Source organism: Acinetobacter sp. AOR12_HL (assembly GCF_027855275.1).
In the GTDB taxonomy this organism is placed as follows: Bacteria; Pseudomonadota; Gammaproteobacteria; order Pseudomonadales; family Moraxellaceae; genus Acinetobacter; species Acinetobacter baumannii.
Genome location: NZ_JAKTIJ010000016.1, coordinates 22550 through 36007 on the forward strand (window position 1 = coordinate 22550; position 13458 = coordinate 36007).

Annotated in this window: 15 protein-coding genes; 7 read left to right on the forward strand and 8 right to left on the reverse strand. The window is 38.7% G+C overall.

Features of this window, described 5'->3' with window-relative positions; genetic code table 11:
• Window positions 1-217: 217 nt before the first annotated feature.
• From dnaQ to nudC, 3 genes are all read left to right on the forward strand, one after another.
• Window positions 218-1597, forward strand: a complete 1380-nt coding sequence (dnaQ, locus tag MKL36_RS06545) for a DNA polymerase III subunit epsilon (RefSeq protein ID WP_005129285.1) — start codon at window positions 218-220, stop codon at window positions 1595-1597.
• A 133-nt stretch (window positions 1598-1730) separates the two neighbouring features.
• A complete protein-coding gene (locus MKL36_RS06550) occupies window positions 1731-3374 on the forward strand; it encodes a hypothetical protein (protein ID WP_021511457.1) in 1644 nt (547 codons plus the stop codon).
• Window positions 3374-4117 carry an NAD(+) diphosphatase gene (gene nudC, locus MKL36_RS06555; protein ID WP_001292948.1) on the forward strand — a complete coding sequence of 248 codons (744 nt, stop codon included), beginning with the start codon at window positions 3374-3376 and terminating at the stop codon, window positions 4115-4117. The genes MKL36_RS06550 and nudC overlap by 1 nt, the downstream gene beginning before the upstream one ends.
• Window positions 4118-4139: 22 nt before the next feature.
• On the opposite strand, the gene MKL36_RS06560 is transcribed toward nudC, so the two are convergent.
• The 3 genes from MKL36_RS06560 to MKL36_RS06570 form a co-directional block, all read right to left on the reverse strand.
• On the reverse strand, window positions 4140-5003 hold the full coding sequence (locus tag MKL36_RS06560; protein ID WP_001048902.1) for an alpha/beta hydrolase: 864 nt from the start codon (window positions 5001-5003) through the stop codon (window positions 4140-4142).
• Between the two features lie 3 nt (window positions 5004-5006).
• Complete coding sequence (locus tag MKL36_RS06565) at window positions 5007-5714, reverse strand: BON domain-containing protein (protein WP_000919363.1); 708 nt, start codon at window positions 5712-5714, stop codon at window positions 5007-5009.
• Window positions 5715-5794: 80 nt separating this feature from the next.
• Entirely contained in the window at window positions 5795-6196 is a 402-nt protein-coding gene (locus tag MKL36_RS06570) for a YraN family protein (RefSeq protein ID WP_000959396.1), read from the reverse strand.
• A 193-nt stretch (window positions 6197-6389) separates the two neighbouring features.
• On the opposite strand from MKL36_RS06570, the gene rsmI reads away from it, so the two are divergent.
• Window positions 6390-7226, forward strand: coding sequence for a 16S rRNA (cytidine(1402)-2'-O)-methyltransferase (rsmI, locus tag MKL36_RS06575; RefSeq protein ID WP_021511456.1), 837 nt, complete (start codon window positions 6390-6392; stop codon window positions 7224-7226).
• A gap of 95 nt (window positions 7227-7321) precedes the next feature.
• Window positions 7322-7708 (forward strand): hypothetical protein, encoded by a 387-nt coding sequence (locus tag MKL36_RS06580; RefSeq protein WP_000140378.1) that lies wholly within the window; start codon window positions 7322-7324, stop codon window positions 7706-7708.
• 2 nt (window positions 7709-7710) lie between these two features.
• On the opposite strand, the gene MKL36_RS06585 is transcribed toward MKL36_RS06580, so the two are convergent.
• Window positions 7711-8601 (reverse strand): LysR family transcriptional regulator ArgP, encoded by an 891-nt coding sequence (locus MKL36_RS06585; RefSeq protein ID WP_000887367.1) that lies wholly within the window; start codon window positions 8599-8601, stop codon window positions 7711-7713.
• 107 nt (window positions 8602-8708) lie between these two features.
• Between MKL36_RS06585 and MKL36_RS06590 the strand changes: the two genes are divergently transcribed.
• Window positions 8709-9311, forward strand: coding sequence for a LysE/ArgO family amino acid transporter (locus MKL36_RS06590; RefSeq protein WP_000950251.1), 603 nt, complete (start codon window positions 8709-8711; stop codon window positions 9309-9311).
• A gap of 57 nt (window positions 9312-9368) precedes the next feature.
• Here MKL36_RS06590 and MKL36_RS06595 read toward each other — a convergent pair whose 3' ends face one another.
• Complete coding sequence (locus tag MKL36_RS06595; RefSeq protein ID WP_000896581.1) at window positions 9369-10010, reverse strand: cation transporter; 642 nt, start codon at window positions 10008-10010, stop codon at window positions 9369-9371.
• Between the two features lie 65 nt (window positions 10011-10075).
• Here MKL36_RS06595 and MKL36_RS06600 point away from each other — a divergent pair, with 65 nt between their 5' ends.
• A complete protein-coding gene (locus MKL36_RS06600) occupies window positions 10076-10477 on the forward strand; it encodes a MerR family transcriptional regulator (protein WP_000058923.1) in 402 nt (133 codons plus the stop codon).
• Between the two features lie 54 nt (window positions 10478-10531).
• On the opposite strand, the gene MKL36_RS06605 is transcribed toward MKL36_RS06600, so the two are convergent.
• The 3 genes from MKL36_RS06605 to ubiH form a co-directional block, all read right to left on the reverse strand.
• Window positions 10532-10783 carry a hypothetical protein gene (locus MKL36_RS06605; RefSeq protein WP_000129799.1) on the reverse strand — a complete coding sequence of 84 codons (252 nt, stop codon included), beginning with the start codon at window positions 10781-10783 and terminating at the stop codon, window positions 10532-10534.
• A gap of 209 nt (window positions 10784-10992) precedes the next feature.
• Complete coding sequence (locus tag MKL36_RS06610; protein WP_021511454.1) at window positions 10993-12225, reverse strand: FAD-dependent monooxygenase; 1233 nt, start codon at window positions 12223-12225, stop codon at window positions 10993-10995.
• Entirely contained in the window at window positions 12222-13430 is a 1209-nt protein-coding gene (gene ubiH / locus MKL36_RS06615; RefSeq protein ID WP_086374215.1) for a 2-octaprenyl-6-methoxyphenyl hydroxylase, read from the reverse strand. Before ubiH ends, MKL36_RS06610 begins: the two co-directional genes overlap by 4 nt.
• Window positions 13431-13458: the final 28 nt, after the last annotated feature.

Below are 13458 nucleotides of genomic sequence, written 5' to 3' on the forward strand. Positions count from 1 at the left end.
ACTCGCGTAATATTTCTTGGGGTCTGCCCACAAACCCTAGGTCTTCGATGCCATTGTAGTAAAGCATGCAAGATAGACAAGGCAATAATTTAATGTCATTTGCATGGAAATGTTACAAGAAATTAAAAAAAGCTTGCTTTGTAACGATGGAACCGAACTTTTTGCGTATACAATACACCAAATTCAGCTCTTTTTCTTTCAGTTTAGGTTTCGATTTATGTCTCAAACAATCACACTGTATGTTGATGGTGCATGTCGTGGCAATCCGGGTTTAGGCGGTTGGGGTGCATATGTCATTACCGAGCAGGGTGAACATAAATTATTTGGCGGTGAACCCGACACAACAAATAACCGTATGGAACTTACTGCGGCTATTGAAGGAATTTCTTTTTGCCCTCCTGATGCTCAATTAATTGTCTGGACAGACTCAAATTATGTGAAGCAAGGTATTACAGAATGGATTCATGGTTGGAAAAAGAAAAACTGGAAAGATGTTAAAAATCCTGACCTATGGCAAAAACTCGATGCCGTTTGTGCGGGTAGAAATATTGAATGGAACTGGATTAAAGGCCATGCAGGACATGCAGGTAATGAAATGGCTGACCAACTTGCGAATTTAGGTGCAGACAAAACTGCTCAAGAACTTAAGCAACCACAGTCAGCCACTGTATCGCAAGATATAAAAAAGCCTGAACAAGACTGGTTACTAGACGATCCTTTCGGATTCGATCTGGTTGAAACAACCGAAGATGAAACGGTCACTTTAGAGCAGACACAAGAAGTTGAGATGATTGTTGTGGATGAAGAAATGAAAGTAGTTGAGGCTGTAGAACAAGAAGAACAACAGCAAAATACCAATATTCATTCACAAATTGTGATGACTGAAGCCAAGCTTAAATTACAAGGCCCAAGACAACTCATACTCGATACGGAAACAACTGGTTTCTATTTCCAAGATGGTGACCGCATTATTGAAGTCGGTGCCATCGAAATGATTAACCGTAAGCTTACGGGTAGTTCGATTCACATTTATATTAATCCTGAAAAACCAGTGGGTGACTCTGTTCAAGTCCACGGTATTACAGATGAGTTTTTGGTCGACAAACCAAAATATGCAGAAATTGCAGATACCTTATTTGAATACCTAAAAGGCGCAGAAATTATTGCCCATAACGCAACCTTCGATATGAACTTCTTAGATATGGAGTTTAAACGTGTTGGGTTACCTGCTCTTTCAGAAGTTTGTGAAGTTACCGATACTTTAGCTTTAGCGAAAAATAAGCATCCTGGGCAGAAAAACTCACTTGATGCCTTAGTTAGACGTTATGAAATTCCAGCGCGTGACCGTACTTTCCACGGCGCATTACTCGATGCTGAAATTCTTTCTGATGTTTACTTGGCAATGACAGGTGGTCAAGTTTCCTTTGATATGGATGCCCTATCGCAAAGTGAAAGTGACCAGCAAAAAACGACCAAAGCTAGAGTTCAAATTGAATTACCTGTTATTTACCCTTCAGATGAAGAGCTAAACATACATGAGACTTGGGTCAAAGAATTTGAGAAAAAACATGGAGAACCTTGCCTTTTTGCAAAATAAATTTTTGATTCTCTAATGTTTTTTTAGTTTCCCCTTTTGCAAGTTAAGTTATATTAGTCGTATAGATTTTTAGCTCAAACTATTGAGCCATGACGAATATAACAATTGATTTTTTTGCAAAGGGGAATTTTTTATGTCTGAGCATAATTCGATTCAATTTGATCCAACAGCGTTACTCATCATTAAAAATGAAATTGATAATTCAATAAAACTGGTTGAAGGCGCTGTAAGCACCTTAATTGAAGAACAGGCTCTCCCTTTTGGTATTGATGATGCATTAGAACAATTTAAACAATGTACTCAAGTCTTACGTCTCATTGATATTCCATATTTGGCAAAAATCACTCAATATTCAACCGAGTTGATGCAAAAGATTATGGCGAATCCAGAGCGCATCAATACCGATGACGTTGTTGCTTTAAGTGAAGGCACAACCATGGTTAAACGTTATATTGAATTCATCTGTTTACGTGAAGTCGAAGTACCTCAGTTTCTTTTAGACACCTTAAATAATTTAGAAAAAGCTTTAAATAAGCCACTAACCTCTTCTGGACAACAGATTGCGTCAAAGCTTTCAACAATTTCACTTGAGTTACCGTTACCCGAAGTGCTTATTAATGAAAGAACTCAGTTTATCCATCAGCTTTATAAATTATCACTACATCAATTTTTAAATAAAACTGAAAGTGCTCGAGACTTTCAAGCATTTAAACTGATTGGCAGTTATTTAGTGAGCATGGCTCAAGGTCAACCAAGCCAGCAATACTGGCAATTGGTGAACTCTGCCTTTAGTCATATTGATGAACTTGTTTTAAATGATGCTCGCCTACGTGTGTTCATTAACCTTGAAAATGCCATAAGTTTATTTTTAGCCTCACCTGAAGGCTTTGAAGCAAACTTAACTACTCTAGCAGATATCATGAGTATCGTGATTGGACAAGAAGACCAACTTGCGCAGCAAATCCGTAGTCAGTTAAACATTGGTCATGAGTTTCTCACCGACACTCAACTTAAAGCACTGAGCCAACACTTGTATGGTCCAGACTTTGATACCATGCAAACGGTAAGTCAATTAATCTTAAGCGAAATGAATAAAGTTCGTAATGATATTGAATATAACTACCAAAACATGTCACCAGAAAAAGCTCAGCGACTACAAAGCAATCTTATGCAGCTTGCTCATACTTTTAAATTACTCAACTTAAATGAAGCTGCTTCAGAGCTTTCTCAACAAGCCAGCAGTTTAAGCCAAATCAATATCTTGAGTAATGAAAACTATGCTCAGCAGTTGATGAAAAGCATTTTATCTGCCATGAATGCCATTGGTATTTTGGTGCGCCATTATTCATCTAACCGTCTACAAATTCGTGTGAACAATACCAATATCTCTCTAGATCGTTTAGATGAAGCACATCAGACATTATTGAATGAGACCAAAAATTTAACCGATTTTGTATGCCAAAGTTTGACTCTCTATGCCAACGATCAAACTCAAAATATTGAAGCAATTGCAGGCTCTTTAAAAGAGTTGGCTGGCGCGGCTGAATTTTTAGGAAGCACAGTTCAACAAAATGCTTTGCTTGAAACTGCCAAGTTTGTCCAAAAGCAAATCGATCAAAATCAGCCTTTCAATCATGATCAGATTCACTGTATTTTTAACGTTTTAGCTGGGCTAGATATGTTAGTTGACAATTTAAAAAATAAACAGCCTGTTCTACAATCCATGTTTGATGTAGCATTGCTAAGTAGTCAACAACTTCAAAAAAAGGCAGCTTAATGTCTGAGTTATCACTTGCTTATATTTTTCATCATCAACAATTATTGGTTGACCAAAACCTTCAATTACCTAAAGTCGAAAAGTTAGCAAGTGATCTGCTTTTCACTCATGATGAACAGGTCATTGCACGTGACCTGTTGAGTGAAGAAGCCATTCCGGAAGGACTGCAACTCGTTCCAATTCGTCAACTTATTTCCAACTGGTCAAAAGAACAATTTTTACAGGCAAGTCGTGCTGTACAGTTGCTCGAATGGCGACGTAATCACAAGTTTTGTAGCCACTGCGGGCATGCTACCGAAGTACACCCTACAGAATATGCTATGGTGTGCCCTTCTTGTCGCTACCACCAATATCCGCGTGTAAACCCATGTATTATCACCATCATTACTAAAGGCGATGATGAAATTTTATTGGCGAAATCTATTCACAATAAAACCAATATGTATGGCTTGATCGCAGGATTTGTAGAAGTTGGGGAAACGCTTGAAGAAGCTGTTCAGCGCGAAGCTTTAGAAGAAGTGGGACTTAAACTCAAAAATATCCAATATATGTCAAGCCAACCTTGGCCTTTTCCAAGCAATCTCATGATTGCATTTAGAGCTGAATATGAGTCAGGTGAAATTTCTTTGCAAGAAGATGAAATTGCCGATGCACAATTCTTTAAATTTGATCAGTTACCTGAAATTCCATTTAAAGGCAGTATTGCACACGCAATGATTACGCAGATTACTCAAGCGAAGTAATCTGCGCTCTCGAACTGATGTTTTAAAATACTTCATCCAGAAAGTGCAAAATGGTCCGTTTAGTTCGGAAGTAATGACTTACAAAACTCGATAAACTCGCCAAAATTGTAATATGACCTGTTTTAGGAATCACAGCGATATGACTGTGATTTCCGCTTTGTCTAAGTGCCTGATCAAGATCAAAGGTATTTTCTTTTTTTACAAGCTGATCATTTTCAGCCATGAGCAGATAATGCTTAATATGATTTTGATTTACAAAATAATATGGCATCACTTCTTTATAAGAAATGCTTTGATCAAAAGCATCTTCGGCAAGCGGATCACCTTTATAATCAAAATGATAAGGACCTGCCAAACCAAAAATTGCTTTAATATTACCTAAACACTGAATTGTATTTGGTTTTGGGTGATAAACAGCAGACATCACATTAAATGCACCTGCCGAATGCCCCATAAGCACAATATTCTCTGTCGAGATTTCCAGTTTTTCTTGGTTCTGGTGTAAATAGTTTAACGCTTGCGTTAAGTCATCTACATAACTTGGAAAAATATTCTTTGGTGCGAGCTGATAGTTAATGACAGCAACGTCATAACCTTCTTTCGTAAACGCTTCACCTATAAATAAATAGTCTCGTTTATTACCATGTTGCCAAGCACCACCATGTACAAAAACAATGAGTGGTCGATGAGCTAATCGCTTAGTAGAACGATAAATATCTAGACGATGGCGAGGCTTTAAGCCATAACGCACATTTAAAACCTGCTCAAAACCATCTTTTGGTGTAAAACGGTTTAAAGCAAAGCTCCCCAAATCATACAGACGGAACTCTTTATAAAGAGTTCTCGCCTGCTCAATTTTGCTTTGTAATTGTTCAATCAGGTTCATATTTTATTGTGCAGAAGATGCTGGATCTGTTTGGTCCGGATCAATTGCAACAGGAGTTTGAACTGTTGGTTGAGCAAGAACATTATTAATTACTGGTGTAGTTGTTGCGCTGGCAGTACTCGCTGCTGGAGCAGGCGCTAAATCAATATTATCAATGAGCGTTACAATCTTAGTCACGTTACCGACATTTTGAAGCACATTGTTTAAATCATTAATTTCAGCTGTGTTTAAACGGCCCATCACATATAAAACACCATCTTCGGTATGGACCAGTACTTTACTGTCCGATACTACTGGCGCTTTCATTAATAAAGCACGTGTATTTGCAGTTACCCCAGCATCTTGCATGATCGTGTTATAACTTACTTTGTTACCCACAGTAATGTAGTTATGTACAGCTTTCACATCACTCATGGCTTTAACGTTGTCTTCTGCCAACTGTTTTAAGTATGGGTCTGGCACCTGTCCAGTTAACAATACTGTGCTATGGAAGCTTTCGATGTTAATACGAGATTGTTTAAAACGCTGATCAAGCTTATAGAGGTTAATATTCGCTGTACGCTTAATTGAAGAATCAATAAATACTTGGCCTAAGCTACGTACACCACTATCTGTTCCAACTGGAGCTGTACCTGTTCCACCAGAAATAAAACTTGCGCAACCTGACAAACTTGCGACACAAAGCGCTGTTACAGCAATACGTTTCAACACTCCACCAGACTCCTATCAATCTCTTCTTGGCTTGATCATAAAACATCGGTCTTTAATTTGCTCAAAAGAGTAATGAACTCTTAATCCAAAGTAAATGCATTTTCGATCCATTGCAGATCATAATGGAATTTCGAAAAGTCTTGCTGTACTGTTTTTGCAATTTTCTGTGGAAAATCAAAACAAATCACATCAAAACGACAATAAAAATCCTGATAAGATGGGTAGCGCTGTAAAAACCTCATCGCCGTCTTAATTATTTTTTTCTGTTTGCTCAAGGTCACCATTTCACAAGCTTGACCATAATTTCCCTGCCCTCGCGCTTTTACCTCAACAAAAATCAATTCGTTACCGCGTTTTACAATCAGATCGACCTCTCCACGGCGTGAATGATAATTACTGGCGACCCATTCATAATTTTGTTCTTTTAAAAGTTTTAGTGCTGTTTGTTCCGCCCATTGGCCCAACTGCTGTGCAACTAACATAATTTTTTTGTTTCCCCAATTAAAAATGTAAATGCTGTTAATGCTGGTTCTATACCTTTTTATTTTTGAATTGAACAAATCAAAAGCAGATGTTTCGAAAAATAAAAAGCCTACTGACATTGTTCACGCCGAAAACATAATTTCGGGTACACTAACCCATTAAAATTGTTTATCTGTACGGAGTAAAAACCAAATGAGTGCTCAGTTATTTGTTGTAGCCACCCCAATCGGGCACTTAGATGATATGACTTTCCGTGCAATTGATATCTTAAAATCAGTTTCTATTGTGGCTGCCGAAGATACACGCCAATCAGCTCAATTATTCAAACACTATAATATATCTACTCCACTTACCGCATGCCACGACCATAATGAAAGCAACAAAATTGAGCAGTTAGTTCAAAAGCTACTTGCTGGTGAAAATATTGCTTTGATTAGTGATGCAGGCACACCACTTATTAGTGACCCTGGGTTTAAACTGGTCCGTGCTGCTCAGGAACATGGTATTAGGGTTGTACCTGTACCGGGTGCATGTGCTGCAATTGCTGCTTTAAGTGCTGTAGGCCTACCAAGTGACCGTTTTAGTTTTGAAGGCTTTTTACCATCAAAGGCTTCTCAACGTATTTCGCAACTCGAAAAGCTTAAAAATGAAACTCAAACCTTAATTTTCTATGAAGCGCCACATCGTATTTTAGAATGCGTAAAAAATATGGCTGAAGTATTTGGTGAAAACCGCCCTGTAGGTTTCGCGCGTGAAATTACCAAAACATTTGAAACGATCAAAAAAATGACCTTAAAAGATTTGGTTAGTTTTATTGAAAATGACCATAACCAAGAAAAAGGTGAAATTGTCCTTGTGGTTGGTGGTGCAGCAGAAAAAACCGATCTGGAACAAGAAAAACTAGATGAGCTTTTAAAGCGCTTACTTCAAGATTTATCAGTTAAAGCAGCATCTCAACTGGCTGCTGATTTAACGGGTATTAAGAAAAAAGTCGCTTATCAACGTGCGCTTGAGTTAACACAATCTTAATTTATTAACTAAACGGTGATGACCAAAGCCTATGTCATCACCGCGCATAAATTTTGCATAACAATATTAAAGATAAAAAAAATAAGAGTATTGATATGACTGAATCACTTGGAAAACTTGGCCCGCATGAAGGACAAGAACTAGAATTATTACTTTCAGGCAAAAAACCTATCGCTTATTTTTATGAGTTATTACCCATTGAATTTATAAAGCATCTTGAACAAGGGTCTTTATCTATGATCAGTAAAGACATTGAAACTTCTCTGTCTCTCCCCTTTTCAATTATGTTGATCTATAAAGATGCGTCTTTAGCAGATTTGAATGAACTCATGTTATGTATTGAAAGGTCATTAAAAGCAACTCAACTTGAAGAGCGCCTAGAACTCGACCGCAGAATCGGACAACTTTTAGGTTACTCAGTACAAGATATAGAATTTTATATTCAACACATTTCAAATCGCCATTTAAAAACCAAGATCTAAAATTATCTCAATATCTGTTTTGCTGATTCAACAATGGTCTCGGTCAGTACATCAAGTTGTTTCGACTGTCTTTTCCAGTGATGCCAATATAAAGGAACATCAAGTTGAGCCTCAGGCATAATATCAACAAGTGTTCCATTTTCGAGTAATGGTTGAACCTGAAGTTCAGGCACCATGCCATAGCCTAAACCTAGTTGAATTGCTTTAACAAAAGCATCTGTCGCCGGAATAAAACTATAAGGATAACTCTGCATTGGTAAACCATATCCTTTTAATAAAACCTCTGAATGCATTAAATCTTTATGGTTAAAAATAACTGCCGGTGTTTTTCTTAAAACTTCTCGGTTAACTCCACCACTAAACCACCGATTTACAAACTCGGCCGATGCCAGCATTTTATAGCGCATTTTACCAAGAGGCTGAGCTAAGCAACCCGCCATCACTTGCTCTTCTGCTGTAATACATGCATTGACCTGACCTGTTTCTAGCAAAGTATGCGTGTGAGATTGATCGTCAATTTTTAGCTCTAATACTATTTTTTCTTTAAAAAGTGTTTGCTGAATACTGGGTAAAAGCCAAGTTGCTAATGAATCCGCATTTGAAGCCAACGCAATTTTATAAAATTCTGATTCAGAAGATTTGCCCATTAAACCTTGTAAAAGATTTTGCTCCATTAACCTTGTATGACGTAAATGCTGGAGTAAGGTTTGCCCTGCTTGTGTAAGCACACATGGACGGCCACGTATTATTAAAATCTGCCCTAAATATTTTTCTAGGGCTTGTACACGTAGTGATACAGCAGAGGGAGTTATACATAAATGCTCTCCTGCTGCATCAAAACTTCCGACTTCTGCAACCGCCAGAAAAGCTTCACACTGCTTACTATCCAACATACAAAACCTAAATTATTTTTAGCCAAACCTAAATATTCTTAATTTTACTTATTTCTTAATAAAAAGTCAGATAATTCCCCCATCTGATTTGTTTCTGCTTAATGGTTATGCTTTCTCTGAGTGTGTTTTTTAAAGGTTTAGGTATTGGTAGCGGCCTAATTGTAGCAATTGGTGCCCAAAATGCTTTTGTTCTAAAGCAAGGGCTTAAACAGCAATATGTATTTTGGCTATGTTTAATTTGTGCCCTGTCCGATTCAATTTTAATCGCCTGTGGTGTATTAGGTTTTGCCGAAATTATGACAGCATCACCCATCTTAATCACAGTCGCTAAATATTTAGGGGCAACGTTCTTATTCGTCTACGGTGCAAAAGCCTTCTATGCCGCGTTTAAAACTAACCAAGGCATGGAGCTTGATAGCAGCCAAAAGCAGACTTTAACCCAAGCACTTATAACCTGTCTTGCCTTTACTTGGCTGAATCCACATGTCTATTTAGATACCATTGTACTGATTGGTTCGGTTGCGACACAGCTAGAAGATAAAATCAGTTTTGCCTTAGGTAGCATTCTTGCCTCTTGGATCTTCTTTTTCAGTCTAGGCTATGGTGCAAGATTTCTAAAACCATTATTTATCAATCCAAAAGCTTGGAAAATTTTAGATTTCATGATTGGTTGCGTTATGTGGAGTATCGCAATATCACTTCTCATCTAATGCATTCAAAAACAAAAAAGTACCATGTAAGCATGGTACTTTTTTATGCAATCAAGATTAAGCTTCTGAACCCAACATTAACTTTGATTGTTTTCTTTCTTGTAATGATTGCTTAATCACAGCGTAACCCGAAGATACACCTAAATATGCAATAACAAAGGCTACGAATAAATCCGGAAATATAGTGCCTGTTCCAAACACGCCTACAGCAGCCAAAACAACAGCAATGTTAGCGATAGAGTCATTACGACTACACAACCAGACAGAGCGCATATTGGCATCGCCATCGCGGTATGCATAAAGCATTAAAGCAACAGAAACGTTAGCAATTAAAGCGATTACCCCAATTGTCCCCATGACCATCGGTTCAGGTGAAACGCCATGAAAAAATGACCAAACGACTTTTGCAATAACGAAGAACCCAAAAGCGGCCATCGTTATACCCTTAACAAGTGCTGCGGTTGCACGCCAGTAAAGGCTCATCGAAAGCACGACTAAAGACAGAGCATAATTTGCAGCATCTCCCGCAAAATCTAATGCATCTGCCCATAATGAAACAGATTGGGCTTTATAACCACCGACTATTTCAACGACAAACATGAGTGCATTAATTACAAGAGCAATCCATAACGCTTTTCTAAAGCGCGGGCTTGCTTTCTTTGTAGGAGAGCAGGTTGAAGCACATCCACATCCAGCCATTTTATTTCCTCAAAAACTCTTTTATAGTGATTAAAAACCCTTGAGTAGCTCCAGAGTCAAGTCTTATGAGTCTTTCTATTGGTCAATTATCAAAAAAAGCAGATGTCCCGATCGATACTATTCGTTATTACGAAAAAGTAGGTGTGCTGGACCGCATTCAGCGCTCAGAAAATAATTATCGTGTTTACACAGATCAAACACTTGCAGACCTATTATTTATTAAACATTGCCGTGAATTAGATATTTCTCTCAGTGATATTAAAACGCTAAAAGAAATGAAAGCTCAGCCGAAACGGGCTTGTACGGAAGTTGATAATTTGGTGAATAAATACTTGATAGAAGTATCGGAAAAGATTGAGCGTCTATTGCTTTTAAAAGAAACCCTAATCGATTTAAAACAACACTGCTCTACCGACCGTACAGTAGATGAATGCGGCATTTTAAAAGAACTACAAAACCATCCTTAAATCATCATAAAACGGGCAATAAAAAAGCATCACTCAAGTGATGCTTTTCTAATATTAACGATCGCTATGTTCATCTGGTGGAACTTCTGTGATTCTTCCGCCACGAGCTAAAAACGCAGCGACTTCATCTTCCAACGCTTGGCGTTGTTTTTGTTTCGCGGTTACGGTAAGCGTTTCTGCTTCTGCAAGATCGGCATCAGTTAAGTTGCCTGCTTCTTCATCAGCTGCGCCACTTTCAGCCGCTTTGGCTTCATCTTCATCTACAGCAGAATCTTCTGCATCTTCATAATCATTGATATCTGTCATTTTTACACTCCCCACAATGATTTGTATTGCATCATCGCTATGGTCTTCAAGACCTCAGAAATTTAGCAATCTCTTTGCATTTAGCAAAGAGCCAAATTGGTCAAATCCGTATCTTTTCTGACCGAATTGGTAATGATATATAAATGATTGTTTAAAAAATATCTACTGATATTTATTTAGATCAGTAGAGCATAAACTTCGTAATTATTTTAACGACTATACTGGGTGTTTTGTAAAGCCCCTAAACCATTTGCTTGTTGCATAAAACGCTCTTTTAAGAACGAAATTTGTTCAACTTGTTTGAGTCCCACATTTCGGGCCCAAATCAATGGAAATAGCTCACTACTTTCTAGCCAACCAATTGCCGACATACTATGCATCATCGCATCATTCTGTCCTTTACGGCGGTGTTCATAACGCATTAAGGTTTGTTCATGCGCCCATACACCACGACCTAAATCATGCAATAGTGCATCACAGAGTACAGCTGCATCTAAACAACCAATATTCACCCCTTGTCCAGCAAGTGGATGAATCACATGAGCTGCATCGCCAATGAGGGCTAGGCCATCTTTAACGTATTGTTTTGCGGCACGCGCTTTCAATGGAAATTGGGCTCTTGAACGAACATCGAGCACTTCACCCAACATATGTTGGCTTTCACGAGTTAGAAGTTGCATAAACTCAGCATCACTTAAAGCTGAATATTCATCGGCATAATCATCTGGTAGTGTCCAGACAATGGACTGCCAGTAGCCATTTTCACTTTCTTCAAGACTCGCCATTGGCAAATATGCTAAAGGCCCTGTAGGTAAGAAGATTTGACGGGCAACATAGTGATGAGGTTTGGAAGTCTTTATTGCACAGCTAATGGCTGCTTGCTTGTAATCTAGTACGTCGAGGTCAATAAAAGCTTGCTCACGTACAAATGAATTTGCACCATCTGCACCAATAAGTAGTTTAGTTTTAAGCGTAGAACCATCTGCAAGTTGAATATGCCAGCACCCAACACCTTGCTCAATACGGGTAACGCGAACTTGAGTACGATAATCTGTTAACTGCTCAATCATTTTTTGTTGAATAGCAACATTCAATACACTTGGCTCAACCATAGAACCCAAGGCTTGCTCTGGCATTGGTCTTTGCACAGACTCATGGCCAAAATTAATTTCACCATAGCCATTTAAGTTCCACACTTGCATGCCTGTATAAGGCATTTGACGTGCCAGATCATCCCAAACATTGACTGTTTTAAGTAAATGGATGGTCGCTTGGCTAAGTGCTAAAACACGCGGGTTCATCACGCTTAATGTTTTTTCAACATCAAGTACAGGGGCAGCATCAAGCACGGTAGGCTGTACACCACCTTGTGCAAGTAATAAAGCAGTTAAGCCACCAACTAGTCCACCACCAACAATGACGACATCTAACACTTCACTCATGCTTTTAACCCCATTGCATAGTTTGCTACCAGTGGCTTCACACCCGGAATGACATCAAATGCAATTAATCCCGTATTACGGATTAATTTTAATAATGGGTTTTGGTTACTAAAGCCCCGAACTACGGTATCGCAGAATTTAATTACTCGCTGCTGGTCAGATAAACGGGCTTGTTCATAGGCAAGTAAATTATCTGGGTTACCAATATCATCAGATGCGCTTAACTGGTTCACTAAATAACGTAGCAACACATCTGCATCACGTAGGCATAAATTAAAACCTTGCCCAGCAACAGGATGGATTGTATGCGCTGCATTACCCATTAAAATAACGCGTCCGACAGCTTGTTTATGCGCAAGCACTTGTGAAAGCGGATAACTAAAGCGTTTACCCGTTTTTTCAAATTTACCCGCTCTGTCACCATAAGTTTTTTGCAAAGCATCTAAAAAGTGTTGGTCATTTTCTTCGCCCAACCACTCACCTTCAGTGCCTTTTTTAACAGGCCATACCACTGAGCGACGGTATTCACCCGGTAATGGCAACAAAGCTAAAGGCCCTAATGCACTAAAACGCTCAAATCCTACATGCTCATGCGGTTTTGAAGTCTGAACAGTCGTAACGATCGCAACCTGATCATAGTCGTGGACATCGACACCAACACCAATTGCTTGACGACAGAAAGAATCGCGTCCATCTGCTGCAATTAATAATTTTGACTCAAGCTTTAAAAGTTCATCACCACGCTGAGCTTCGATATGTACCTGTTCAGCGTCTTGAGTTAGAGCAGTGACTTGTACGCCATCAATTAGCTCAATCAAAGGTTGTTGGCGTACTTGAGTCAATAAAACACGACCGAGCCATGCATTTTCAATGACTTGTCCAAAGCTTTCGACTTTTTCTTGTTCTGCAACTAAACGTGCTTTACCAAAACTGCCTTGCTCAGTAATGTGAACTTGCAAAATTGGAGTGGCATGTTGTTGTAATGCATCCCATAACCCTAGCTTCTGATAAATCTGTACGCTACGACGCGATAAAGCCGTATTACGTGCATCGAAACTGGAATGGTAAGGGGCAACATTTTGATCATCATAGTTTGGGTATTTCACAGCTTCTAATAGCTTTACCGTGATATTAGCCTTCGCCAGCATGAGGGAAAGGCTTAAACCCACCATACCCCCACCTACAATAATCACTTGTTGTTGCATCGAGTTTTGCTCCTTTGGCGAATACGTT